General features: G+C 63.8%; 24 protein-coding genes and 1 tRNA gene. 14 read left to right on the forward strand and 11 right to left on the reverse strand.

The features are described 5' to 3' along the window. Positions 1-41: 41 nt before the first annotated feature. Entirely contained in the window at positions 42-1,565 is a 1,524-nt protein-coding gene (locus HMPREF1261_RS00280) for an MFS transporter (protein WP_023029544.1), read from the forward strand. 68 nt (positions 1,566-1,633) lie between these two features. On the opposite strand, the gene HMPREF1261_RS00285 is transcribed toward HMPREF1261_RS00280, so the two are convergent. Beyond that, a tRNA-Thr gene (locus HMPREF1261_RS00285) sits at positions 1,634-1,706 on the reverse strand. 152 nt (positions 1,707-1,858) lie between these two features. Here HMPREF1261_RS00285 and HMPREF1261_RS00290 point away from each other — a divergent pair. From HMPREF1261_RS00290 to otsB, 5 genes are all read left to right on the forward strand, one after another. After that, entirely contained in the window at positions 1,859-3,589 is a 1,731-nt protein-coding gene (locus HMPREF1261_RS00290; protein WP_023029545.1) for a threonine/serine exporter ThrE family protein, read from the forward strand. A 62-nt stretch (positions 3,590-3,651) separates the two neighbouring features. Beyond that, positions 3,652-4,008 (forward strand): hypothetical protein, encoded by a 357-nt coding sequence (locus HMPREF1261_RS00295; RefSeq protein WP_023029546.1) that lies wholly within the window; start codon positions 3,652-3,654, stop codon positions 4,006-4,008. 14 nt (positions 4,009-4,022) lie between these two features. Then, positions 4,023-5,492: a trehalose-6-phosphate synthase gene (locus HMPREF1261_RS00300; protein WP_023029547.1), complete on the forward strand. Its 1,470-nt coding sequence runs from the start codon at positions 4,023-4,025 to the stop codon at positions 5,490-5,492. Then, positions 5,492-6,010 (forward strand): hypothetical protein, encoded by a 519-nt coding sequence (locus HMPREF1261_RS00305; RefSeq protein WP_023029548.1) that lies wholly within the window; start codon positions 5,492-5,494, stop codon positions 6,008-6,010. The genes HMPREF1261_RS00300 and HMPREF1261_RS00305 overlap by 1 nt, the downstream gene beginning before the upstream one ends. A gap of 11 nt (positions 6,011-6,021) precedes the next feature. Beyond that, positions 6,022-6,780 carry a trehalose-phosphatase gene (gene otsB, locus HMPREF1261_RS00310; RefSeq protein WP_023029549.1) on the forward strand — a complete coding sequence of 253 codons (759 nt, stop codon included), beginning with the start codon at positions 6,022-6,024 and terminating at the stop codon, positions 6,778-6,780. On the opposite strand, the gene HMPREF1261_RS00315 is transcribed toward otsB, so the two are convergent. Then, a complete protein-coding gene (locus HMPREF1261_RS00315; RefSeq protein ID WP_023029550.1) occupies positions 6,752-7,873 on the reverse strand; it encodes a LacI family DNA-binding transcriptional regulator in 1,122 nt (373 codons plus the stop codon). The genes otsB and HMPREF1261_RS00315 overlap by 29 nt on opposite strands. Before the next feature lie 39 nt (positions 7,874-7,912). Between HMPREF1261_RS00315 and HMPREF1261_RS00320 the strand changes: the two genes are divergently transcribed. The 5 genes from HMPREF1261_RS00320 to HMPREF1261_RS00340 all read left to right on the forward strand — a co-directional run bounded on the left by HMPREF1261_RS00320 (position 7,913) and on the right by HMPREF1261_RS00340 (position 12,624). Beyond that, positions 7,913-8,923, forward strand: a complete 1,011-nt coding sequence (locus HMPREF1261_RS00320) for a metal ABC transporter solute-binding protein, Zn/Mn family (protein ID WP_023029551.1) — start codon at positions 7,913-7,915, stop codon at positions 8,921-8,923. Next, positions 8,923-9,624, forward strand: a complete 702-nt coding sequence (locus tag HMPREF1261_RS00325; RefSeq protein ID WP_023029552.1) for a metal ABC transporter ATP-binding protein — start codon at positions 8,923-8,925, stop codon at positions 9,622-9,624. Before HMPREF1261_RS00320 ends, HMPREF1261_RS00325 begins: the two co-directional genes overlap by 1 nt. Further along, positions 9,617-10,516, forward strand: a complete 900-nt coding sequence (locus HMPREF1261_RS00330) for a metal ABC transporter permease (RefSeq protein ID WP_023017953.1) — start codon at positions 9,617-9,619, stop codon at positions 10,514-10,516. The genes HMPREF1261_RS00325 and HMPREF1261_RS00330 overlap by 8 nt, the downstream gene beginning before the upstream one ends. Positions 10,517-10,527: 11 nt before the next feature. Beyond that, entirely contained in the window at positions 10,528-11,358 is an 831-nt protein-coding gene (locus HMPREF1261_RS00335; protein WP_023029554.1) for a PHB depolymerase family esterase, read from the forward strand. 69 nt (positions 11,359-11,427) lie between these two features. Next, positions 11,428-12,624 carry an HNH endonuclease signature motif containing protein gene (locus tag HMPREF1261_RS00340; protein WP_034657781.1) on the forward strand — a complete coding sequence of 399 codons (1,197 nt, stop codon included), beginning with the start codon at positions 11,428-11,430 and terminating at the stop codon, positions 12,622-12,624. Positions 12,625-12,811: 187 nt separating this feature from the next. Here the strand turns inward: HMPREF1261_RS00340 and rlmB are convergent, their stop codons facing one another. From rlmB to HMPREF1261_RS00365, 5 genes are read right to left on the reverse strand one after another with little or no spacing between them, the layout of a single operon-like run. Continuing rightward, positions 12,812-13,762, reverse strand: a complete 951-nt coding sequence (rlmB, locus tag HMPREF1261_RS00345; RefSeq protein ID WP_023029223.1) for a 23S rRNA (guanosine(2251)-2'-O)-methyltransferase RlmB — start codon at positions 13,760-13,762, stop codon at positions 12,812-12,814. 60 nt (positions 13,763-13,822) lie between these two features. Then, the gene (gene cysS / locus HMPREF1261_RS00350; protein ID WP_023029556.1) at positions 13,823-15,229 is read right to left on the reverse strand and encodes a cysteine--tRNA ligase; all 1,407 of its coding nucleotides are present in this window, start codon (positions 15,227-15,229) and stop codon (positions 13,823-13,825) included. Positions 15,230-15,260: 31 nt separating this feature from the next. Then, complete coding sequence (ispF, locus tag HMPREF1261_RS00355) at positions 15,261-15,749, reverse strand: 2-C-methyl-D-erythritol 2,4-cyclodiphosphate synthase (RefSeq protein ID WP_023029557.1); 489 nt, start codon at positions 15,747-15,749, stop codon at positions 15,261-15,263. Beyond that, positions 15,742-16,467 (reverse strand): 2-C-methyl-D-erythritol 4-phosphate cytidylyltransferase, encoded by a 726-nt coding sequence (gene ispD / locus HMPREF1261_RS00360; protein ID WP_023029558.1) that lies wholly within the window; start codon positions 16,465-16,467, stop codon positions 15,742-15,744. The genes ispF and ispD overlap by 8 nt, the downstream gene beginning before the upstream one ends. Beyond that, positions 16,439-17,023 (reverse strand): CarD family transcriptional regulator, encoded by a 585-nt coding sequence (locus HMPREF1261_RS00365; protein WP_005279544.1) that lies wholly within the window; start codon positions 17,021-17,023, stop codon positions 16,439-16,441. Before HMPREF1261_RS00365 ends, ispD begins: the two co-directional genes overlap by 29 nt. Before the next feature lie 192 nt (positions 17,024-17,215). Between HMPREF1261_RS00365 and HMPREF1261_RS00370 the strand changes: the two genes are divergently transcribed. Next, entirely contained in the window at positions 17,216-17,815 is a 600-nt protein-coding gene (locus HMPREF1261_RS00370) for a hypothetical protein (protein WP_034657785.1), read from the forward strand. An 84-nt stretch (positions 17,816-17,899) separates the two neighbouring features. Continuing rightward, positions 17,900-19,264: a DNA repair protein RadA gene (radA, locus tag HMPREF1261_RS00375; RefSeq protein WP_023029560.1), complete on the forward strand. Its 1,365-nt coding sequence runs from the start codon at positions 17,900-17,902 to the stop codon at positions 19,262-19,264. A gap of 263 nt (positions 19,265-19,527) precedes the next feature. Here radA and HMPREF1261_RS00380 read toward each other — a convergent pair whose 3' ends face one another. Both HMPREF1261_RS00380 and HMPREF1261_RS00385 read right to left on the reverse strand, forming a co-directional pair. Continuing rightward, positions 19,528-20,247 carry a hypothetical protein gene (locus tag HMPREF1261_RS00380; protein WP_023029561.1) on the reverse strand — a complete coding sequence of 240 codons (720 nt, stop codon included), beginning with the start codon at positions 20,245-20,247 and terminating at the stop codon, positions 19,528-19,530. Between the two features lie 10 nt (positions 20,248-20,257). Further along, on the reverse strand, positions 20,258-20,917 hold the full coding sequence (locus HMPREF1261_RS00385; RefSeq protein ID WP_023017962.1) for a carbonic anhydrase: 660 nt from the start codon (positions 20,915-20,917) through the stop codon (positions 20,258-20,260). Between the two features lie 35 nt (positions 20,918-20,952). Here HMPREF1261_RS00385 and HMPREF1261_RS00390 point away from each other — a divergent pair, with 35 nt between their 5' ends. Continuing rightward, positions 20,953-21,807 (forward strand): A/G-specific adenine glycosylase, encoded by an 855-nt coding sequence (locus tag HMPREF1261_RS00390; protein WP_023029562.1) that lies wholly within the window; start codon positions 20,953-20,955, stop codon positions 21,805-21,807. Between the two features lie 56 nt (positions 21,808-21,863). Here HMPREF1261_RS00390 and HMPREF1261_RS12185 read toward each other — a convergent pair whose 3' ends face one another. Next, the gene (locus HMPREF1261_RS12185; RefSeq protein WP_081443674.1) at positions 21,864-22,034 is read right to left on the reverse strand and encodes a DUF4236 domain-containing protein; all 171 of its coding nucleotides are present in this window, start codon (positions 22,032-22,034) and stop codon (positions 21,864-21,866) included. A 277-nt stretch (positions 22,035-22,311) separates the two neighbouring features. Further along, positions 22,312-25,188 (reverse strand): ATP-dependent Clp protease ATP-binding subunit, encoded by a 2,877-nt coding sequence (locus HMPREF1261_RS00395; protein ID WP_023029563.1) that lies wholly within the window; start codon positions 25,186-25,188, stop codon positions 22,312-22,314. Between the last annotated feature and the right edge of the window lie 37 nt (positions 25,189-25,225).

Here is a 25,225-nt window from a genome sequence, read left to right on the forward strand (position 1 = left end):
AACCTGAAATATCACATGCGTATTCGCTACGGTTTCTAGCGATGAGCATCGAGTCACCTGATACTGCCACTGAGCCCCCGCACCGCGCGGCCGCGGCGTCCTCCACCCCGGCGCAGCGGTGGTCCTTCTTTGCCGTGGTGTCCCTGGGGCTACTCATGGTGGGCTTGGATAATTCCATCCTTTATACGGCGCTGCCGCAGCTCACACAGCAGCTGCACGCCACTGACATGCAGCAATTGTGGATCATCAATGCCTATACGCTGGTTTTATCGGGCTTGCTCCTGGGCACCGGCACATTGGGCGATCGCATTGGCCACCGCCTGATGTTCCTTATCGGCCTGGCCACCTTTGGCACCGCCTCCCTCGTGGCGGCTTATTCGCCCAATGCCTGGCTGCTCATTTCCGGCCGGGCCTTATTGGGCCTGGGCGCTGCCATCATGCTGCCTTCTACCCTGGCGCTTATCCGCCTGACCTTCCCCAATGAGGTTGAGCGCAATAAAGCCATCGGTATCTGGAGTTCTGTCGCCGTCGTGGGCGCTGCCGCCGGGCCCACCGTGGGCGGATTCCTCCTAGAGCATTTCTGGTGGGGCTCCGTCTTTTTGATCAACGTGCCCATCGTGGCCCTCGCCATCATCCTCACCTTCCTCCTTGGCCCGCCCAACCTGCCGAATCCGCACAAGCACTGGGATTTCCCCTCCTCGTTCTATGCGCTTATCACACTGTCCAGCCTGGTCCTGGCCATTAAGACGGCGGCGGCCACCCATATCAATGTCGTGCTGCTGGTCTGTTCCATTGCCGCTTTCTTGCTCGGCGCCGCAGCCTTTGCCCACCGGCAAACCCGACTTAGTGATCCGCTTTTGACCTTTGACATCTTCTACTCGCCCACCTTTACCGGCGGCGTGCTTACCGCCGGTGGCGCCATGTTTGGCCTTACGGGGCTTGAATTACTTACCACCCAAAAGCTGCAGCTTGTCGATGCCCTCTCGCCCCTCGACGCCGGCCTTTTCATCTCCGCCATGGCGGTTGCGGCCATCCCCACCGCCATTGTGGGCGGCAGCGTCTTGCACCGCGTGGGCTTTTTGCCCATTATCAGCGGCGGTTTCCTCAGCATGGGCATCGGCATGCTGGGCATCATCTGGGCCGACCGCGCCGATAACCTCGCGGTCTTTATTACCGGCCTCATCCTCACCGGCTTAGGCGCCGGCTCCTCGATGTCCGTTTCTTCCACCGCCATCATCAATGCCGCCCCCTCCCACCGCGCGGGCATGGCCTCTGGCGTGGAAGCCGTCTCCTACGAATTCGGCACGCTGCTCTCCATCGCCATTACCGGCTCCCTCGTGCCACTACTGATGACGCACAAGCTTCCCGATGCCCTCGCCCCGCAAGGCACCGACGCCCTCCTATCGCCCGCCACGCACGACACCGCCGCCGCGGCGTATGACTCCGCGTATTTCCTCACCGTCGGCGGGCTTGCCTGCCTGGCCCTAGTCTTCGCAGCACTGACCGCCTGGTGCTTCCGCGATAACCCGAAGTCCGGGGCGCTGTCAGCGCAAAGTAGCGGATAAATAGCCACCTGGCTGACTTGTAAACTTTTACCCCCTAACTGTTTGTGCAGCTAGGGGGTAATTTTTTGAGCTGGAGACGAGACTTGAACTCGCAACCTACGCATTACAAGTGCGTTGCGCTACCAATTGCGCCACTCCAGCACCGCGGAATTTCTTCCGCTCGTTGCATGGTACCCGAGGACCTCGCCCAAGTGGAAAGCCGGTCCCCCTTGTATGCATTTGCGCCCCACAAGGGTTAAAGTTCAGGCTGAAATTATTACTAGTGTCCCACCGCTTTTTCGAGGGTTATTTTCGTGTCACTACTGTCCGCTATGCGGGAGCGCCTGCGCGTATCCGCAGGCCAAGTCGCCATCATTGACGCGGCCAAAGCCGCACCCCCACCATCGCCACTCGCCCCGGTCGATCTGACCGATGCTGCTCAGGTCACGGGCGTGATGGAGATTGCCGCGCGCATCGGCGAGCTGCTCATTAGCGCAGGATCCGCCAACTCGGATGCCCGCGCGCAGGTGCACCTGGCGGCGTCGTCGTACGGTTTGCACTACTGCCACGTGGATATCTTGATGAATACCATCACCATCCACACCGCGATCGGCACGGGCGATAAGCGCCAGAACCTCCACGTCTTTCGCGTGGTGCCGGATGTGGGCGTGAACTTTTCCAAGCTTTCGGAAGTAGACCGGCTCATCCGCGATATCCACTCCGGTAAGGTCCCGCCCGCGATGGCGGAAAAGCGCCTGGATGACATCGATCGCATGCCAGCGCCGTATAAGCCGTCCACGGTGATGCTCGGCTGGGGCGGCATGGGTGGCCTGATTTCCATGATGCTCGGCGGCGATCTCCTCGTCGGCCTCATTGCCTTCGTGGTCTCAGCGCTGATTATGGGGCTTAATGATTGGTTGGCCAATTACCGCCTGCCGCCCTTTTATCAAAACGTCGTCGGTGGCTTCTTGGCCGTCTTCCCGGCCGCGATTTTGTATAACGTTGCCGCCGCCTTCGGCATTAATATGTCGCCGGCGCAGATCATTGCGTCCGGAATCATCGTGCTGGTGGCGGGGCTGACGCTGGTGCAATCGCTTGTCGATGGCATCACCCGCTCCCCCGTGACCTCTTCCGCGCGTTTTTTCTCCGCGCTGTTATCCACCGGCGCGATCATCGCCGGCGTGGGTGTGGGCATTCAGCTGGCCTCCGCCATGGGCTTTGATTTGCCGCCAATGGGCACCCTGGCGCCGCCGGTTTATCACAAGATTCCCCTTCTGGTGCTGCTCGGCGGCACGGGTTCGGCCGCATTCGCGCTGGCCTGCGGGGCTAATTGGATAGAAATTACCCTCTCAGGCCTCACGGCGGCCGCCGGTATGGTCTTCTACTACTTCGTGGTCGTGCCCTTCGGCGTCGGCCCGGTGATTGCCTCCGGCATATCCGCCATCGTGGTGGGCCTGGCCGGCGGTTTGATGTCGCGCCGGTGGGGCATCCCGCCGCTCATTACGATGATCGTGGGCTATACGCCCATGCTGCCGGGCCTCATGCTGTACCGCGGCATGTATGCCTCAATCAATGAGCAGATGATTACCGGCTTTACCAACCTGGCCACCGCGCTGGCCATCTCCGGCGCGCTGGCAGCCGGCGTCGTCTTTGGCGAACGCGTCGCCCGCCGCCTGCGCCGCCCGAAGTACTTCCGCCCGTACTCCGCGTTCAAGCGCATCGGCCGGTTCTCCTTCCACAAGGCAACCAACCTGGCGCGCAAGGCCCCGCGCATCCCGCGCGTGCCGATGTCCCCCTTCGCCCCGCGCGTTAACCGCCCCGAATTGCCGCCCACGCTGGGGCCAAAGCCACCGCAACAGGCGCAGCCCCAGCAGCACGCGCCAGGAACCACTCCCGCGGAGGATTTGTGGCCGGCGGGCTCCCAATGGCCGGCCCAGCCGCAGGATACCGAGCGCACCACCTATACGGTGCCCGGCCAGAAATCGCCCTCGCCAGAGGAATCCGAATCCACCAAGCCCGGCGGGGAGGAACCCAAGGAGCCCTAAACGCCGCCGGTAGCGTACAATATTTAGCCTGATAGCTTTCCCAACATTCAGGAGGACTCGCCGTGCCACCCAAGGTCCAAGACACGCACCCACAGGCAGAACAAGATATTGCCCTGGCAGAGGAAACCGCCCGCGCCGCCCGCCGCGTGGTGGCCACCTACTCCCAAGACTTCTTGGACGGCGTGACCTTGATGTCCATGCTGGGTGTCGAGCCCAAGGGCCTGGTGCACAAGAAGGTATTGGCAGAACAGGCCGACGCCGCGCCAAAGAAGTCGACGAAGAAGGCCACCAAGAAGTCGACGTCTAAGGCTTCAAAGAAGTCCACTAAAAAGTCGACCAAGAAGACCACCAAGGCGGCGAAAAAGTCCACCAAGAAGTCGACGAAGAAATCAACGAAGAAGTCGACCAAGAAGTCTTAAGCTAGTCTTGGGCTATGAGTGAGCGCGGCAATGACTTCGTAGTAGTGGCAAACCGCCTGCCGGTAGATTTAACTACCGCGGCCGATGGCAGCCAGGCGTGGACGCCCTCGCCCGGCGGCTTGGTCACCGCGCTCTCGCCGGTGCTGGAAGCGCACCAGGGCTGCTGGGTGGGGTGGCCCGGCGTTGCCGATGCCGCGCCCGAACCCTTCCGCACCGAGGCCGGGGTGCTATTGCACCCGGTCAGGCTTAGCGAGTCCGATTTTGAGGCCTTTTACGAGGGCTTTTCCAATGCCACGCTGTGGCCGCTCTACCACGATCTCATCGTCACCCCGACCTATGACCGCGACTGGTGGGATGCCTACCGCGAGGTCAACCTCCGCTTCGCGGACGAGGTAGCCCACGTGGCCGCAGAGGGCGCGACGGTCTGGGTGCAGGACTATCAGCTGCAATTATTGCCGGGCATCCTGCGGCAAATGCGCCCCGATCTCACCATCGGGTTCTTCCTGCACATCCCCTTCCCCTCCCCGGATCTCTTCCGGCAGCTGCCCTGGCGGGAGGAAACGGTGCGCGGCATCTTGGGTGCCGATCTCATTGGCTTCCACTTGGAGGCTAATGCCCGCAATTTCTTGGAATTGGCCCGCCGCCAGGGCCTCGAGGTGCGCGGGGAGGCCACCACCCGCGATGTCACCGCCCATATTCGCCTCCCCGGCGGCCGCACCGTAGGCGTGGGCGCATTCCCCATTTCCATCGCCGCGCAGGATTTCGGCCAATTTAGCGACGAGGATGAGCGCCGCGTGGCCCAATTGCGCAAGGATTTGGGCAGCCCCAAGCGCATCATTTTGGGCGTGGATCGCCTCGATTACACCAAGGGCATCCTGCAGCGCCTGACCGCCTTCGAAGAGCTCCTGGAAACCGGCGCCCTGGATCCGGAAGAGGTCACCTTGGTGCAGCTGGCCACGCCCTCGCGCGAGCGCCTCGACCACTACAAGGCCACCCGCTCTCAGGTGGAAGAGGCCGTCGGCCGCATCAATGGCCGCTTTTCCCGCATGGGCCACCCCGTGGTGCACTACCAGCACCGCGGCGTGCCCAAGGACGTGCTGCGCTGTTACTACCGCATGGCCGATATCATGCTGGTCACGCCCTTTAAGGACGGCATGAACCTCGTGGCCAAGGAGTTCGTGGCCTGCCACGATGACGGTTCTGGTGCCATGGTGCTCTCGGAATTCGCCGGCGCCGCCGCGGAGCTCGATGAGGCCTACCTGTGCAATCCCTTCGACATCGAATCCGTCAAACGCGCCCTGCTCAACGCCGTGCGGGCGCTTTCCGATGCCCCCTTCACCATGACCCAGCGCATGTTCACCATGCACGAACAGGTCATGAGCCACGATGTGCGGCTGTGGTCGCAGTCCTTTTTGGGCTGCCTGCGTACTACCCGGACCGAAACCGCTTCGCAAGCTACCGACCCGCACGGAAAGGACTCCTAATGCTTCCTTCCCAACCCCGCGCACGCGCCGCTGCAGCGGCCGCGCTGGGCGCCGTTACGCTGCTTACCGCCTGCGGATCCGAGGACGATGCCCCGCAGCCTGCGGGCGATGACCGGATTGTAGACAAGCAGTGGCAGGTCGTCTCCATCAATATCGCGCCCGACGCGGCCTCTACCATCCCGGAGTCGATTCCCCACGCGCCGGAATTTAGCTTCGGCGAATCCACCATGGTGGGCACCACCGGCTGCACCCGCCTTGCGGCCCGGCTGAGCTACACCGCCGATGACGAGCGCGAAAATATCCGCGATGGCAACAAGCTGCACTTCGATGAGGTCAAGTACGACGACACCGATGAGGACTGCGAGGGCGGTTCCGTATGGGCCGATAACCTGCTGCGCAACCTGATTAGCTCGGATAATGATTTTATCTACACCGTCAACAGCAATAACCAGCTCATCCTGGAATTGGATACCGATGAGGTAGATTCGCCCTCCATCAAGCTGGTCTCCCGCGGGTAGCATGTGATGCCATGACGCTTTCTACCACCATTAAGGCCTTGGCCGCGGCAGAAGAGCTCGCCGTGGTTTCTGATTTTGACGGCACGCTTTCTCCGTTTGCCACCGCCATTTATGACGTGGAAATCAACGCCGATGCCGCCCGCGCCCTGAACCACTTGGCCCACCTGCCGCGCACCACCGCCGCGGTGCTATCCGGGCGCCACCTAGAGGGCCTGCAGCGCGTGTGCCCCCTGCGCGAGCCCGTCTTCTTCGGCGGCTCCCATGGCGCCGAGTCCTCCTGGCAGCAGACCGAGCTCACCCCCGCCATGCATGAGCACCTTGCGCGCAAGGAGGAAGAAATCCGCGGCATCATAGACCGCTTCCCCGGCGCGGAGCTTGAGGTCAAGCCCTTCCAGCGCGTGCTGCACCTGCGCTCGCTGGAGCTGGACAGCCCGGAGCAGGGCGCGGCCGCCTACGAGGCGGGCTTGGCGCTCGATACCGCCGGTTTCCCGCGCACCGCCGGCAAGTCCGTCATCGAGTTTTCTGCCACCACCGCTACCAAGGGCACGTGGCTTGAGGCCCTCCGCGAGCGCACCGGCGCCACCGCCATGGTTTTCTTGGGCGATGATGTCACCGATGAGGACGGCTTCCGCGCCCTCCACCAGCCGCCGGACGTGGGCGTCAAGGTGGGCGAGGGCGATTCCATCGCAGCCGTGCAGCTTGCCGATGTCGACGCCGTCGCCCACTTTCTCACCGAGCTCGCTACCGCCCGCGCGGCCGCGGTGCAGTAACCGATTTCCCGGGCGCGAACCGTGTCTGCAGCACCCGCCGCGGCACCGCGTCTGCCTTCGCGCGGGCCTCGCCTGCGGTATCTGTCGCGCCGGCGATGAGCTTTTCCAGCATGTGCCCGGCCGCAGCCCCCTTGGCCTTATTGGGCTGGATGACGGTGGCCAGGTCGAGGCGCTGCGCCGCATCGATGCCGTCAAAGCCGGTCACTGATAAATCTTCTGGCACGCTCAGCCCGCGCTCGCGGGCATAGGCCAGCACGCCGAGCGCCATGGAGTCGGTCGTGCACAGCACGGCCGTCAGCTCCGGATGGGCGTCGAGCAGGAGCTCGGCGGCGGCGCGGGTGGTGTGGGCATCGTTAATGTGCTGCGTGACCACGGGCACGGTTTCGGGCGCGATGCCCGCCTCGGCGAAGACATCGAGCGCGCCCATCACCCGCGAGCGCTGCACGTGCATCTCCGCATCCTGGACTTCCTGCCAGGAAATCGGGCCGTCGTGGCGCTGCAGGCGCAGGCGGATGGCGAGGATGCCAATGTGGCGGTGCCCGGCATCGATAAGCGCACGCGCCGCTGGGGCAATCGCCGCGCGATCATCAATGCCCACAAACGGTAGCCCCGCATCGGTGGGCTGATCGCAGACCACCAGCGGCAGGCCCCGGCCCCGCGCGGCCGCGAGGTAGGCATCGCCCGCGGCGACCGAATAGACCACGAAGCCATCGACCGCGGCCGAACCCACCAGGCTGGTCGCCTCCGCTTCGCCTTCCGGGCCTGCGGGAATCAGCGTCAGCGTGGTCTGCGCGCCTGCCGATGCCTCCGCCATGCCCGCCAAGAAATCCACCGACGCCATGTCTTCGAAGGCATAGGACAGGTGCTCGGTTAGCAGCACGCCTACCGACCCGGCGCGGCGGGTGCGCAGGCTGCGCGCCGTGGGATCGGGACCCGGGTACCCGCGCGCCTTGGCCGCGGCCAAAATGCGCTCGCGCGTTGCCGGGGAGAGCTGGTCAGGGCGGCTATAGGCATTGGATACGGTTGTGCGCGAAACCCCCAACTCCGCGGCGAGGGAGGCCAGTGTCTTCCGGGTGGGGCTGCGTTTAACCATGCCTGTTACCTTACCCTGCGCCCCGCCGCCCAATTTTCAATGCATGTTCAATTGACAACGATTGCCAGCAACCGCACACTGGAGGGTATGCACACGTCACTACGCGCAACAACAGCCCTACTCGCAGCAAGTGGCCTCCTTTTCACCGCCGCGTGCTCCGCAGATTCTGGATCTGGCTCCGGATCCGACTCCGGCGAAAAGAAGCTTTCCATCGTCGCCTCCACCTCCATCTGGGCCGATGTTGCCCAGGCCGTGGCCGATACCGCCTCCGGCGTCGACATCGAGGTAAAACCCATCGTAGAAGGCAATGACACCGACCCCCACCACTTCGAACCCACCGCGGCCGATATAGCCAAGGCCAATGACGCCGACATGCTCGTGGTCAACGGCGGCGGCTACGATGCCTGGATTTACCAGGCCGTTTCTGATCAAGACAACATCATCTCCGCCCTGCCGCTGACGGACCACGGCAAGCTGGACGAGGACCCCGATGTCATGACCATCGATGCCGCGAAGGCCACCGCCAAGGATGACCCGGACAAGGTCACCAATATCGAGGGCAACGAGCACATCTGGTACGACCCCGCCGCTCTGGAGGAGGTCGCAGGCTCCATCGCGGACCAGATCAACGAGGAATACTCCGACGCCGGCGCCACCACCGAGAAGATCGACTCCCACGTGGACCAGCTGCGCGATAAGCTCAAGCAGCTTCCTGATGGCCTGAATTACGCGCAGACCGAGCCCATCGCCGATTACCTCATGAAGTACACCGACACCAAGGACGTCACTCCCGAGGGCTTCCGCAAGGCCACCATCTCCGAGGGCGAGCCCGCTACTGCCGATGTCGCCGCCTTCATCAAGGCCATTGACGATGGCGAGGTCGATCTCCTCATCTTCAACCCCCAAACCGAAACCGATACCGCAAGCCGCATCAAATCCGCCGCAGAAGACAATGACATCGATATCGTAGAAATCGGCGAAACCCCGCCAGACGGCAAGAAGTTCTGGGAATACTACGACGAAGTCACGAGCAAGCTGGGGAAGCACTAGTGCTCGTTGAATTCCATGAGGCCGCAGTAGACCCGCTGTGGTCGCAGCTTAACCTCGCCGTGGACCGCGGCGAGTTTATCGCCGTTTTAGGACCCAATGGCGTGGGCAAGTCCACCCTGCTGGGCACCATCCTCGGCACACGTACGCTCACCAGTGGCCGCGTCGATGTCAACTGCCGGGTCGGGTTCATCCCCCAGCAGCGCATGTTCCCCGCTGACCTTCCCCTGCGCGCCCGCGACCTCGTTTCGCTCTCCGTGGCGCACGGGGTATTCCGCCACCGGCACCCACCCCGTGGACGGGTGGACGAGCTGTTGGAAGAGGTAGGTGCCACGGGGCTACGGGACCGGCGAGTCGGCCAGCTATCCGGCGGCCAGCAACAACTCATCCGCCAGGCCCAAGCCCTGGCCAATGACCCGGACCTCATTCTTGCCGATGAGCCCCTCCTCTCCCTCGACCCCGCCCGGCAAAACTCCACGGTCAACAAGTTGGACTCGCTGCGCCGCGAGCGCGGGACCTCCATCATCTTTGTCACCCACGGCATCAACCCCGTGCTCGGGGTGACGGATAAGGTCCTCTACATCGCGCCCAACGGCCACACCTTCGGCTCGGTCGATGAGGTCATGCGTTCCGAGGTCCTCTCGGAGCTGTACGGTTCCAAGGTCAATGTCTTAAACGTCGACGGGAGGCTCATTGTTGTCTAATTTCTGGGAAGATACCCAATACTTGCTCAGCGTGGATTTCGTTCAATCTTCGCTCATCGCCTCCGCGCTGCTGGGCATCCTGTCTGGCGTGATGACCTCGCTCATCGTACTGCGCCAGATGTCCTTTTCCGTCCACGCCACCTCTGAACTGGCTCTCATGGGTGCCTCCGCGGCGTTGCTCTTCGGCCTCAACCTGGGCTTCGGTGCTGTCGCCGGCGCCATCGTCGCCGCTATCATCCTGGCCATGCTGGGCTTTAAAGGCCAGCAAGACAGCGCCATCGGCGTGGTCATGAGCTTTGGCCTGGGCCTTTCGGTGCTGTTCTTGCACCTCTACCCCGGCAATTCCAATACGGCGATGACGCTTCTGACCGGCCAAATCGTCGGCGTATCCTCCGCCTCGGTGTGGCTGCTGGCCGCCACCACGGTCATCATCGTCGCCGCCGTCGGCTTCCTCTGGCGGCCCATGCTTTTCGCCTCCGCCGATCCTGATATGGCCCGCGCCGCCGGCGTTCCCACCCGCGCCATCTCCGTCGCCTTCGCCGTCCTCGTCGGCCTCGCCGCAGCGCAGTCGGTGCAAATCGTCGGCTCACTGCTCGTCATGGCGCTGCTTATCACCCCCGGCGCGGCGGCCGTACAGATCACCTCCTCGCCCCTGCGCGCGGTGCTGTGGTCCACCATCTTCGCCGAGGTCTCCGCCGTTGGCGGTTTCATCCTCTCCCTCGCGCCAGGCCTGCCGGTCTCCGTCTTCGTGACCACCATTTCTTTTGTGATCTACCTGGTATGCCGGTTCATCGGCTGGCGGCAGGGCAAGCGCGCTATCCGCGATGAGGTAGCGGCCAAGCATTTCCACGCCGATAACCGCAGCGCCGCAGAGGCCCACCACGCCGACTAAACTCGGCGGGCATGCATATTCATCGCCGCACCGCGGATGTGGCTGGCCACACCCGCCGCTTCATCGTCATCGAGCCCGAGGAGCTCAGGCCCCAGCCGGACTTACTGCTGTTTTTCCACGGCTCCCACCAGTCCGCAAACGTCATCCGCCGCTTTACCAACGGCACGGTGGACGCGCTTGCCGATGCCACCAATACCCTCATCGTCTACCCCGACGGCATCGACCACCACTTCAACGACACCCGCGCCAACCTGCCGGTCCGCGCCCGCGAGCTCGGGGTGGACGACGTTGCCTTTAGCACCTTCCTCATCGAGACCATGCAGCGCGAGTACGCCACCGCGCGCACCTTCGCCGCCGGCTATTCCAATGGCGGGCAGATGGTGCTGCGCCTGCTTTACGATGCCCCCTTTACCCTCACCGGCGCCTGCGTCTTCGCCTCCACTTTGGGCGAAGGTTCCAACCACGCGCCCACCCACCCCGATGGCTACCGGCCTACCCCGCTGCTGTTTATCCACGGCACCGAAGATCCGATTGCGCCCTATTATGGCGGGCTTGCCGCCATCGATGGGCAGCAAACCCGCGGGTGTGTGCTTTCTGCCCCCGCCACCGCGGAACACTTCGCCCTTGCCAATGGCTGCCGCCCGCCCCGCGAAACTCAGCCCATACCCGGGATAACCTCCACCTACTACGACGGCGACTACCCCGTGGAACTGTGGACCATGGAGGGCCTCGGGCACGTCATTCCCTCTAGCAAAGAAACGCCAGCGAGCATAGGGCCAAATACGGATTCCTTCAATGCTGTGGATAAAGTCCGCGATTTCTTCGGCTTAGGTGACGTTTAAGGGTAGTTGTCCACAGGGAGGTGGGGCATCGGCAAGCGCGGGCTTGCGGGTCCCTTTAGTCTCTGGGTCATGAACGCGCTGCAGACATTTCTCAAGGGCCTGGCACTCGGCATGGATATCATCGCCGACTGCCACGGCCTCTCGCTGCGCGCGCTGATTGCGGCCGGGTGTCCCGATACCACCGCCACCCGCCTGCTCACGCTTGCCGATACCTACTTCGGCACCACCGCCTTCCGCCGCCAGCAGCGCGAATCCATCGCCGCCAGCCGCGCCAACGGGCACAGCCTGACGGCCCTGCTCACCATCGAGCGCCACGCCGCCAAGCTGAAGAAAAAGCGCGATGCCTGGGCGCTGCGGCGCGAATTGTGTGGGATGAAGGGGAAGGTCTCGGATATCGATAAGCGGGGCCGCGCCCGCGTCAAGGAGCTCAAGGGGCCCGTCAAGCGCCAGCCCGGCGTGAAGATTTATCGCCGCGCCGACGGCCCGTGGACCATGTCCATTACCGGCCCGTCCGCCGATATCGCCGATATGCACGCCGCGATTGATAAGGACGCCCCGCTTGCTTCCGTGCAGAATATCTTCCACGGCGAGGCCGCCGCCCGCCCCAGCGTGACAACCAATGTCGTGCTTCGCCTCGACGAGCTCGATCGCATCGTCGATTTCGGCTCCGGCCCCAAGCCCGCCGCTGGCTCCAAGTCTGCCACTGACCACAAGCCTGGCTCTAGCACTAGCCCTCAGCCCGGCTCGAGCTCCAACGCCCGCGCCGGCTCATCAGCCGGCACAAACTCGAACCCCAGCGCCGGTTCCGCCTCTAACGCCGCCGCTGGCGCTGACTCTACCCATGGTTCTGACTCTGACGGCGATATCGTGGTCCAGCTGACCAATGGCGCCACGATGACCGGCGCCGAACTGGTGCGACGGGCGTTTACCGAGCACGGATACGTCACGCTCATTCATCCAGTGGAAGGTCCGGTCAACCTCTACCGCACCTCGCGCTTTGCTTCTGCAAAGCAACGACTGATGGCAGCGGCCGAAAACCCGGTCTGCCCATGGCCGGAGTGCCGTTATCCCGCCGATGAATGCCAGGTTCACCACCTCAATGCCTGGAAAAACGGTGGAGAGACCAACTCTCGAAACTTAACCATCGCTTGTCCGTACCACAATGGCGTGAACGACGATGATCCCAACGCCCCGCCCCTGCGCGGGCACTTAGCCCGGGTCAACGGAACCATCCGATGGCTGCCACCCTGGGCAAATAATGGTTAATTGTTGCAGGCCACAACGATTCGCACTGAGAACGTTGTGCCCCGCAAAGGACCTAGCACGCCTTTGACGCTAGCTGCGCCGACAACCGCACCGGCGGCTGGGGAGGCGATTCTGCGCGCTCGACTTTGCCAGCACCGAACGCGGGTGGCGCTTATCCGTCGCGGCGAGCTGGCGCGGCGGGAATGGGTTATTTTTCGGCGACGCGGCGTTGGCGCGCGAACTCGGATAGGACCGAACCCGCGGCGACGGAGGCGTTGAGGGACTCAACCCACCCGGTCATGGGAATGGACATGAGGACATCGCAGGTCTCGCTGACCAAGCGCGAAATGCCCTTGCCCTCGGAACCGATGACGATGACGACGGGATCCGTGCCGCCTTCATAGGTATCCAGCGTGTGATCGCCGCCGGCATCGAGGCCGACGACCTGGTAGCCGTTTTTCTGGAATTCCTTCACGGTGCGGGTGATATTCGTTGCGCGGGCGACCGGCAAGCGGGCCGCGGTGCCAGCCGAGGTGCGCCACGCCACCGCGGTGACAGAAGCAGAACGGCGCTCTGGGATGATCACGCCATCGCCGCCGAAAGCGGCCACGGAACGGATGACGGCGCCCAGGTTGCGCGGATCGGTGATGTTATCCAGGATGACGAACATGCCGGGGCGCGGGTTCTCGGCGGCGTTGGCAATCAAATCCTCCACCGCGGCGTACTTGTACGGCGGGATCTGCAAGCCGATGCCCTGGTGCATGCCATTTCCCGTCATGCGGTCCATCTCGTGGCGCTGAACCTCGATGATGGGGATATTGCGGGTATTGCACATGGACACGGCCTCGGAAAGCCGCTTATCATTGCGAGTTCCGGCAGCGATGTAAAGCGTGGTGGCCGGCACCTTGGCGTGCAAACACTCGATGACCGGGTTGCGGCCCACCACCATCTCTGCGGTTTCTTTTTGGTGGCGCCCAGAGTTGCGGCGCTCGCGCTCCAGCTTCGCCTTGTGCTTGGCGTGGTAGACGCGGTCCTCGGCCTTCGGGGTGGGGCCCTTGCCTTCTAGGCCCTTGCGGCGCTGCCCGCCGGAGCCTTTGGTAGCGCCCTTCTTATTCGTCTTGCGAATGCCCGCGCCACCGCGGCCATGGGTTCGTGCCATCGTTTCAGTCCTTTCGAGGAAACCGTTCAATAACCAGCGGAAATAACAGCAGAAAGCTGCCTAGCGCTGGGTCAACGACCACGTGGGGCCGTCTGGGGTATCGGTAATGGTGATGCCGGCGGCGGTGAGGCGGTCACGCACGGCATCGGCAGTAGCGAAGTCTTTTTCCGCGCGGGCCTGCGTGCGCCGTTCCAGTTCTGCCTGGACCAGCGCATCCAGCGCCGCGTCTGCCCCGCTAGCTTCGCCTCCATCTTCCCACTCGAGCGGGTCAAATCCAAGTACGTGCGCCATCCCGCGCACCTGGGCGGCCTTCGCGCGGGCGGCGTCCTCGTCCCCGGCGGCCAGGTCCTTATTGCCCGCGCGCACGGTGGTGTGGATGGCGGCCAAAGCCTTGGGCACGGCGATATCGTCATTCATGGCGTCCTCGAAGTCCGGCGTCCAGTCGCCGCGTTCGACGCCTGCAAAGCGCTTGACGAAGTCCTCAATACGCCGGTAGCCCGCCGCCGCCTCCGTCAGGGCGGATTCGGAGTATTCCAGCACGGAGCGGTAATGCGCAGAGCCCAGGTAGTAGCGCAGCTCTACCGGGCGCACGAGCTCCAGCATGTTGGAGATGGAAAGCACATTGCCGAGCGATTTCGACATCTTCTCGCCGGCCATGGTCACCCAGTGGTTATGCATCCAGTAATTGGCGAACTTATCGCCAGCCGCGTGCGATTGCGCGATCTCGTTTTCGTGGTGCGGGAATTGCAGGTCCAAGCCGCCGCAGTGGATATCGAAATTGGAACCCAGGTAGTACGTCGACATGGCAGAGCACTCCAAGTGCCAGCCCGGGCGGCCGCGCCCCCACGGGGTGGGCCAGCTCGGCTCGCCCGGCTTGGCGGCCTTCCACAGGGCGAAGTCCAGCGGGCTACGCTTGCCCGCGTTGTCTGACTCGCCCTGTTCCATCTCCTCGACGCGGTTGCCAGACAGCGCGCCGTAGTCGGATCCTTCCGCCTTGGTCCAGGCCTCGACGTCAAAGTACACGGATCCGGCCGCGCCATCGGGGGCGGGAACGGGGTAGGCAAAGCCGGCATCGATAAGCCGCTGCATGTACTCGACCATCTGGGTGACAAACCCCGTCGCGCGCGGTTCCACGGACGGCGGGAGCACGCCGAGCAGGTTATAGGCCTTGGTGAACTCGCGCTCGTAGGTGGACACCCACTCCCACCAGGGGCGATTATTCTCGGCGGCCTTGGTGAGAATCTTGTCATCGATATCGGTGACATTGCGCACGAGCGCGACGTCATAGCCTTGCGCGAGCAGCCAGCGGCGCAGGATATCGAAAGCCACGCCGGAGCGCAGGTGACCGATGTGCGGCTGCGCCTGCGGGGTGGCGCCACACAAGTAGATGGAGGCGTGGCCGGGGCGGATCGGCTCGAAGTCGCGTTGGCTGCGGGTGGCTGTGTCAAAAATGCGCAAAGTACTCACGCCACCCAGTCTAAATCACCCGTGCGCGGGGTTAGCGTTGGCGCCGCCAGACAACGGCCGTCGCCACCGCCGCGCGGCCCTCTTTGCGGCCGGTAAAACCCAAATGATCGGTCGTGGTGGCAGAAATGGAGACATCGACGCCGAGGATTTCCGAAAGGACGGCCTCGGCTTCCTCGCGGCGGGGGCCCATCTTCGGCGTCTGGCCAATCAGCTGGGCGGCGGCATTCCCGATGATAAAACCTTCCGCTTCCAGCAGCTCGCGGCACTCGCGCAGGAGCTGGGCGCCGGAGACACCGTCGTATTCGGGCCGACCCACCCCCACGAAGGAGCCGAGATCGCCGAGGTGGGAGGCGGAGAGGAGGGCATCGACAAGCGCGTGGGATACAACATCGCCGTCGGAGTGGCCTTCGCAGCCGGGGGCGTCATCGAAAAGCAGCCCGGCAATCCAGCAGGGCTTGCCGGCTTCGATCTGGTGGGCGTCGGTCGCGATGCCGACGCGGGGGATGATGGGCTCAGTCATGCTGCTCCTCTGCAAGGGCGTGGGCCAGGGTCAGGTCCGTGGGGGTGGTGATTTTGAAGGCGAGGATATCGCCCGGCACGGTCTCCACGCGCTGGCCGTGCCATTCCATGAGGCTGGCATCGTCCGTGGCGGTGAAATCCGGCTGGTCACGCCAATAATCCAGGTTGGCCTGGCGCAGCGCGGCGAGGCGGAAACCCTGCGGGGTCTGCACGGCGCGCAGGCGGGCGCGATCGGGGGTGCCAACCACGGCGTTACCGGTAACTTCCTTGATGGTATCGGTCACGGGAACCACCGGAATGACGGCGGGCGCACCGGCAAGAACGCGCCGCGCCACCCGCTCGACCATCGCGGTGGGCGTAAGCGCACGGGCGGCATCATGGATGAGCACCACAGCATCCTCGTCCGGAATTGCCTGCAGGCCGGCCCAAATGGAATCGGCGCGCTCGCCGCGCCCATGCACCAGGCGCACCGGGATATCTGCGCCCACGCGCTTGACGATGCCCCCAGCTTCCCCCTCCATAGCCGGGCTCACCACCGCGATGACCTCATCCACGAGGCCGGAGCGGGCCATGGTGCGCACGGACCGCTCCAGTAGGGTGCGGCCGCGAAGTTCGACGTAGGCCTTGGGCACCTCCGCGCCGAGGCGGGTGCCTTGCCCGGCCGCGGCGATTAAGGCGATAACGCGGGGTTTAGTCTTCGTCGTCGAAGGAGAGGTCATCGAGATCGATGTCGTTGTCGATATCGGTGGTAATGGACTGGTCATCGACTAGGCCTGCGGCGCGGTGGCGCTCGATGGTGGCGTCGATTTCTTCCATCATGGTATCGGCTTTTTTATCATCGACAGGCTGCGCCAGCGCCAGCTCGCCCACCAAGATGGTGCGGGCCTTGCCCAGCATGCGCTTCTCGCCGGCGGACAGGCCGCGGTCTTGGTCGCGGCGCCAGAGATCGCGCACCACTTCTGCGACCTTGTTGATATCGCCGGAGGCCAGGCGCTCCTGGTTGGCCTTGTAGCGGCGGGACCAGTTGCCGGCTTCTTCCACGTCCTCATCGCGCAGCACGGAGAAGACCTTTTCCAGGCCCTCCTTGCCCACGACATCGCGCACGCCGACGTTATCCGCATTCTTCTTGGGCACGCGGACGACGAGATCGGATTGGTTAATGTGCAGCACGAGGTATTCCAGCTCTTCGCCGCCCATTTCGCGGGTTTCGATATCCTCGATGACCGCCGCGCCGTGGTGCGGGTAGACGACGACCTCGCCGACCTTATATTCCATTGCCACTCCTTATAATCCCGTGAATATGCCGATAACTAAGGTCGCCATTTTATCACGCGCGGCATGCCTACCACCGGATACCCCCGATTACCCCCACGGACTACCCGCTAGCTTAGCGAGAAACTGTGTACTTTATATCGAAAGGGACTAGGCTAAAGATTTGATAAGCCCTGAGATCGCAATTGATGGAGGATGCTCAACGTGCAGTCCCTGAAGTCCGCCGCCCGTCGCGGTGCCATTATTTCCGTTACCGCCGTCTCCGCTTTGGCGCTGGCTTCTTGCTCGGCAGGCCACGTCGCCCAGACGGCAGAGAAGGTAGCTGCGGTTGATGGCGCTTCTGCCAGCACCGATGACGATAAGATTGCCGTCCGCGATGTCACCATCCTGGCTGAGCCAGACGGTGGCGCCGCGTTGAAGTTCAACGCCGTCAACCAGGGCTATGAAACCGATGTCATCACCTTGAAGTCCGTGAAGGTTGATGGTCAGCCCGTCGAGATGAAGCAGACCCAGCCGCTCAAGCGCGATCACTCCATCGTGGCGGACTCCCAGAAGAACCTGGACGCAACCCCGGATCACAATTCCGAGACCGTGCAGTACGTGGCCACCCACCTGGATAACGATGACTTTGGCTACGCCGGCCACCGCCCGGTGACCTTCGAGTTCTCCAACGGCACCATCGAGATCGACGCCACCGTCGCCGCCTCCCAGATGGAGTCCGGTAAGTACGACCGCGACGTGGAATCCCCAGAGGGCTATACCACCGACGCGAACACCGGTCACTCGCACCACTAATAGCCCACCGCACGCGCGCCCTACTCTTTCCGCGGAGTACGGGCGCGTTCGTCGTTTTTGCCGCCACGTTCTAGGCTCTACATCATGGCCAAAAAATCTCGCCCCATCCACACCTGCTCCGAATGCGGTTATGTCTCCCCCAAGTGGCTCGGGCGCTGCCCGGATTGCGGTTCGTGGGGGACGATGGAGGAAAAGGCGCCGGTGATGGCGGGGGCATCGGCAAGCGGTGGGCATGCGAGCGTGGCGCCTGCGAGCCCGGTGCAGCCCATCACGCAGGTGGGCGCGCAGGCGACGAAGACGGTGCGCACGGGCATCGGCGAGCTCGACCGCGTGCTGGGCTCCGGCATCGTGCCAGGCTCGGTGGTGCTCATGGCCGGCGAGCCCGGCGTGGGCAAATCCACGCTGCTTCTCGAGGTCGCCTCCCGCTGGGCTCAGCTCAGCCGTACCGTCCTCTACGCCACCGCCGAGGAATCCGCCGGCCAGGTCCGTGCCCGCGCCGAGCGCACCGGGGCGCTGCAGGAATCGCTGTACCTCGCGGCCGAATCCAACCTGGACGCCGTCTTTGGGCATGTCGATGCCGTCAAACCCGGCCTCATCATCGTGGACTCCGTGCAGACCATGCACGCAGTGGGGGTGGAAGGCGTGCCCGGCGGCGTCGCGCAATCGCGCGCCGTGACCGCGGCGCTGACGTCGCTGGCGAAATCCACCGGCATCCCCGTGCTGCTGGTGGGGCACGTGACCAAGGACGGAAACGTGGCGGGACCGCGGGTTTTGGAGCATCTTGTCGATGTCGTCCTAAACTTCGAGGGCGACCGCCAGTCCAGCCTGCGCATGCTGCGCGGGATGAAAAATCGCTTCGGCGCGACCGACGAGGTGGGCTGTTTCGAGCAAACCGCCGGGGGTATTCGGGAGGTCGCGGACCCGTCGGGGCTCTTCCTCTCGCACCGGGGCACGACGCCGGATGGCTCCGCGGTGACCGTCGCCATGGACGGCGTGCGGCCCATCCTTGCCGAGGTCCAGGCGCTGACCGTCGACCCCGTGGCGAAGAACCCGCGGCGCGTGGTCACGGGGCTCGATGCCAACCGCGTGCCCATGGTGCTGGCCGTATTGCAGGCGCGCGCCGGCCAGCGCACGAACGACAAGGATGCGTATGTAGCCACGGTGGGCGGGGTGCGGATTACCGAAACCGCAACCGACCTCGCGGTGGCGCTGGCTACTTGGTCCTCGCTGCACGAGCAGCCGCTACCGGCGAAGACGGTGGTCATTGGCGAGGTAGGCCTAGCCGGCGAGCTGCGGCCGGTGCCCAATGTTGAGCGGCGCTTGCAGGAGGCGGCCCGGCTGGGATACAAGCGGGCGATTGTCCCGCGCGGGGAAATCAACCCCGTGGACGGCATGCAGGTGCGTCAAGTCGCAACGCTTGGCGAGGCCCTCGCCACAGTCCAGCCGTAGCCCAACCGCAGTCCAACTGTAACCGGTGGCCGTTTCTAGCCCTGCTGGTGACGAGGGGCGGGCGCTCCAGCAGCGCAAACTTCCGCGCTGCCTGGTTCCGCGTGGTCTGCTTCCGCGCGGGCTATTTCCGCCCGAGCTGGTTCCGCGCGGCTCATTTCCGCGCGAGTTGGTTCCGCGTGGTCTGATCTCGCCCGAGTAGGTTCCGCCCGAGTAGATAACGCGCGACCTGCTTCCGCGCGACCGACTGCAAGGAGTCCGCGCGCTTAGCGGAGGGTGAAGTCCTGCGGCGGGGAGGAATTATCGCCGATGACCGTGTGGGCGAAGTAGGCGCCTGGCTCGGCAGTGGGGCGGTCGGTGCACTTGCCCGGTTCGGAGGCCTGGCGGGACCATTCGGCCTCGAATTTCAGGTCCTTGCCCGCGGGGAAGGTCTGCTCGCCGGTCTGCACGGAGGCATAGCAATCGGTATCGGACCACACGCGCTGGTTATCGGCCATCTTGTAGACCTCGAAGCGCAGCGAGTTCTCATCTAGGTCGATCTTGCAATCCGCGGCGGTGGGGTTGGTGACGGTCATGAAGAACTTCGGCAGTTCGCCCTCCGGCACGGAGTAGTTAAGCATGGAGGTGCGCACCTCCAAATCCTCAAGCGAGCAGGTGTCCTTCGCGGCGTGCACGGATTCCTCGGGCTCCTTGCTTTCCGATGCCCCCTCTTCCCCATCCTTGGCTTCCGACTCGGAGGCAGGTTCGGATTCGGACTCGGATTCGCTCGTCGAGTCCGCGGACGAGGTTGCGGATTCGCTGGTAGTTTCTGCGGACGTGGTTGCCGCCGAAGACTCTGAGGACGCGGCAACGGAATCGTCGCTTTCGCCGCCGAAGGCGGCCACCGCCGCCCAGATTAGCACCACGGCCAGGACGATCACGATGATAAGCGCGGCAACCCGGCGGCGCTTATAGATCTCTTCTGGAAGGGGCTTATTCTGGTTCACGCACTCAATTTTAAGTGGTAGACGCGCCAGGATCCGCTAAGCGCGCTCCGCGTGTCAACTCAACGCCGTAAGAGTACAATGGCTCCACGCGCGAGTCCTCGAGGAGGTAGCGGGCGCCGACGATGCCGAAGGAGCCATCGTCAAGCTGCTTGCGCACATTAGGGATGCTGGCCACGACCTGGGTGACGGTTTGGAGGGTGTGTTGGCGCTCGACATCGGCAAGCGTGGCATCAGGCCCCGCAGTCCACGCGGACGTCGCGACCTTCTCGATGATGGGTCGCTGCAGGCCGATGGGCAGCTCGCCGCCGCGGACAAAATCCACCGCGGCCGCCACCGCACCGCAGGACTGGTGGCCCAGGACCACCAACAGGTTGGGGTGCAGGTGGTCGAGCGCATAATCCAAGGAAGCCAACACGGAGGCATCCAGAATGTGGCCGGCGGTGCGGATGACAAAGGCATCGCCGAAACCGATATTGAAGATGTGCTCGATGGGCGCGCGGGAATCCGAGCAAGCCAGGACCACCACGCGGGGATCCTGGCCCTTGGTGAGCCCTTCGCGCTCATAAATCTTGTTGAGATCCATGATGGTGCCGTCGATGACGCGCTGGTTTCCGGCCTGGAGGGCCTCCCAGACGGCCTGCGGCTCGTGGGCAACGTTACTTAATGGCATGAAGTATATTTTAATGCCCTAGACTGTCCTGCGAGATGGATACGCACGCACTTCTTTCCTGGTTTGACGCCAATGAACGCGATTTGCCCTGGCGACGCCCCGGCACCTCCGCCTGGGGAGTGCTGATTTCCGAGGTCATGAGCCAGCAAACCCCCGTCGCGCGCGTCGCCCCCGTATGGGAGGAGTGGATGCGGCGCTGGCCCACCCCCGCGGACTTCGCCAAAGCCTCCCGCGCCGAGGTGTTGCGCGCTTGGGGCAAGCTCGGCTACCCGCGGCGCGCGCTGCGGCTCTGGGAGTGCGCGGGGGTAATGGACGAGGTTCCGTCAGACGTGGATGAGCTGCTGGCACTGCCTGGAATTGGCGACTACACCGCCCGCGCCGTGGCGTGCTTTCACTTTGGCCAGAATGTGCCGGTGGTCGATACCAACGTGCGCCGCGTCTATGCCCGCGCCGAGGACGGCAACTTTCTCGCCCCGTTGCCCTCCAAGCGCGAGCTCGCCGCTGTGGCCGCGCTGTTGCCCGAGCGCAACGGGCCGCGGTTTTCTGCCGCGCTCATGGAACTCGGCGCGCTGGTGTGTACTGCGAAAAATCCCGATTGCAAGCGTTGTCCCTTGCGCGCGACCTGCGCCTGGCAGCTCGCCGGGTGCCCCGAGCCTTCCGCCGCGGAACAATCCCGCGCCAAAAAGCGCGTGCAAAAATTTGCCGGGACCGATAGACAGGTACGCGGCAAGATCCTAGACGTGCTGCGCGCCGCCGATCACCCGGTGCCGCAGTCCGCAATCGACGTGGTCTGGCCCGATGCCGCGCAGCGTTCCCGCGCGTTGGCTTCGCTGCTTGACGATGGCCTCGCCGAGCAAAACCCCGCCGGCCTCTTCCACTTGCCGGACTAACCACCTGCCGGTTTAACCGCCCGGCGGGCCTGTCAGCGTTAAAGCGCAGCGACTCGCTAACGCCAACGGCCGCGGAAGTTGAGTCCGCCCGGGAGGTTGACCCACATGCCACCGCGGGAATTAAAGGTCACCGGCCCAATCTTCGTGGACATGGAGGCACCGGATCCGGAAATGTTTATCCAGCTATTCTTGCCGGTCTTTTTGCGCGAACGATATTGAAGTCCCATAACGGGTCATTCTAGCAATACCCCCGTGCACGACGCTGCGCCACAGAACCATCGGGCCGCTGTACCGCCATACCGCCGGACAGAGATATTCCCCCGGCTGGTGAGCAAATTGACCATGGGTGGGCGCATACGAAAACCACCCAGGGTTCGCGGTGGAACCGTGGGTGGTTATGTGGCGCCGCGCGCGGCCGGTAGGCGCGTAGCCGGCACGCGCGGGCTGGGCTGGGGCGCGGCGGGACGAGCCGAGCCCGAGCCGGGTCGGGGCTTGGCCGATTAGTTACATCGGCTGGCCAGCACCTGCTGGTGGCGGGTTCTTGCCATCATCGTCGGAGTTGCCGAGGCCCGGCTTTTCCGAAGGCACGTCCGGGGAAATGACATCTGGCTCGCCGTTGGTGTCAATGCCATCATTGCCGGAACCGGAACCGCCGTCCTTCGGGCCACCATCCTTCGGATCGTCGCCCTCGGGGCCGCCGTTGCCGTTGCCGTCGCCGTTGTCACCGTCGGAATCGGAACCCGAATCGGAACCGTCGGCGGCGTCTTCGGAGGGGTCGTTGTCGCGCACGGAGGCATCGGCAAGCGAGGGCTCATCGATGTCATCCGGCAACGGCTTCGGGCGCGGGGTGAAGGTGAACGTAGCGCCGGAGTCGTCCTTGGACTCGCCGTCCCAGCCTTCGACGTCGACCGAGATGATCTCGCCGGCGCCAATCTCGCCGAAGAGGATCTTCTCCGAGAGCTGGTCCTCGATATCGCGCTGAATGGTGCGGCGCAACGGACGAGCACCGAGTACCGGGTCGAAGCCGCGCTGGGCCAGGAGGTTTTGGGCCTTATCGGTGAGCTCGATGCCCATATCGCGCTCTTCCAGCTGGGTACCCACGCGGTCAATGAGCAGGTTAACCATCTGCACGATCTGCTCGCGGGTGAGCTGGTGGAAGACCACGACGTCATCGATACGGTTCAGGAACTCGGGGCGGAAGTGCTTCTTCAGCTCGTCGTTGACCTTTGCCTTCATCCGCTCGTACTGGGCGTCCGAATCATTCTCGCTGGCGCCGGTAAAGCCCAAGCCCACCGGCTTCGAGATGTCCTGGGTCCCCAGGTTCGAGGTGAAGATGAGGACGGTGTTCTTGAAGTCGACGACGCGCCCCTGGCCATCGGTAAGCCGGCCGTCTTCCAGCACCTGCAGCAAGGTGTTGTAGATCTCCTTGTGGGCCTTTTCGATCTCATCAAAAAGCACCACGGAGAACGGCTTGCGGCGAACCTTCTCGGTCAGCTGGCCGCCCTCTTCGTAGCCAACGTATCCCGGAGGAGCACCGAAGAGGCGGGAGGCGGTGAAGCGATCGTGGAACTCGCCCATATCGATCTGGATGAGATCATCATCCGAACCGAAAAGGAAGTTAGCCAGCGACTTCGACAGCTCGGTCTTACCCACACCGGACGGGCCGGCGAAGATGAAGGAACCGGAAGGACGGCGTGGATCCTTGAGGCCTGCACGGGTGCGGCGGATGGCGCGGGAGACGGACTTGACCGCCTCGTCCTGGCCAATGATGCGCTTGTGCAGCTCTTCTTCCATGTTGAGCAGGCGGGAAGATTCCTTCTCCGTCAGCTTCAGCACGGGGATGCCGGTCCAGTGCGCCAGGACCTCAGCAATTTGGTCCTCGCCCACCTCGGCGATTTCCTCCAGGTCGCCGGAGCGCCACTGCTTTTCCTTCTCGGAACGCTCCTCGCCCAGCTTACGCTCGTCATCGCGCAGGCCGGCGGCCTTTTCAAAGTCTTGGGCATCGATAGCCGCTTCCTTTTCCCGGCGGACTTCCGCGATGCGGTCATCGACCTCGCGCAGGCCCTTCGGGGCGGTCATGCGCTTGATGCGCATGCGGGCACCGGCCTCATCGAGGAGGTCGACGGCCTTATCCGGCAAGAAGCGGTCATTGATGTAGCGGTCCGCCAGCTGCGCGGCAGCGTGCAGCGCCTCATCGGTGTAGGACACGCGGTGGTGCGCCTCGTACTTATCGCGCAGGCCCTTCAGGATGAGGAAGGTATCATCCAGCGAAGGTTCATCGACCTGCACCGGCTGGAAACGACGCTCCAGCGCGGCATCCTTTTCGATGTGCTTGCGGTACTCATCTAGGGTGGTAGCACCGATGGTCTGCAGCTCGCCGCGGGCCAGCTTGGGTTTTAGCAGCGAAGCGGCGTCGATGGCACCTTCGGCAGCACCGGCACCGACGAGGGTGTGGATCTCGTCGATGAACAAGATGATGTCCCCGCGCTGGTTAATTTCTTTAAGAACCTTCTTCAGGCGTTCCTCAAAGTCACCGCGGTAGCGGGAACCGGCGACCAAAGAACCCAGGTCAAGCGAGTACAGCTGCTTGTCCTTAAGGGTTTCTGGGACCTTGCCGTTGACAATGTCCAGCGCCAAGCCCTCAACCACGGCGGTCTTACCAACGCCGGGCTCACCAATGAGCACCGGGTTGTTCTTGGTGCGGCGCGAGAGCACCTGCATGATGCGCTCGACCTCGGACTCACGGCCAACGACGGGGTCTAGCTTGCCGTCCTTGGCTGCCTGGGTGAGGTTGCGGCCGAACTGGTCCAGCACGAGCGAGTTGGAGCGCTCGCCCGAGCCGCCGGAGCCACCGCGCCCACCAGCGCCGGCACCGGAACCTGCGCCCGCGCCGATGGGGCCTGGGGCCTGGTTCGAGTCGCCGCCGCCTTCTTGCTGGCCGCCCTCGTAGCCGGAGAGCAGCTGGATAACCTGCTGACGCACGCGCGGCAGGTCCGCGCCGAGCTTCGTCAGCACCTGTGCGGCAACGCCGTCGCCCTCACGGATAAGTCCGAGCAAGAGGAACTCCGTGCCGATGTACTTGTGCCCCATCTGCAGGCCCTCGCGCAAGGACAGCTCGAGGACCTTCTTGGCGCGCGGGGTAAAAGGAATGTGGCCGGTGTGCGGCTGGCTGCCCTGGCCGATGATCTCTTCTACCTCACGGCGCACGTCCTCCAAGGAAATGCCCATGGACTCTAGAGCCTTGGCAGCTACACCTTCTCCCTCGTGGATAAGGCCGAGCAGGATGTGCTCGGTTCCGATGTAGTTGTGGTTAAGCATGCGTGCTTCTTCTTGCGCCAAAACGATGACGCGACGAGCACGGTCTGTAAACCTCTCGAACATGACTCCCCTAAACTTTCGCTTCTAATGTGGTACCCAC

This window comes from Corynebacterium sp. KPL1818 (assembly GCF_000478135.1).
Taxonomy (GTDB): domain Bacteria; phylum Actinomycetota; class Actinomycetes; order Mycobacteriales; family Mycobacteriaceae; genus Corynebacterium; species Corynebacterium accolens.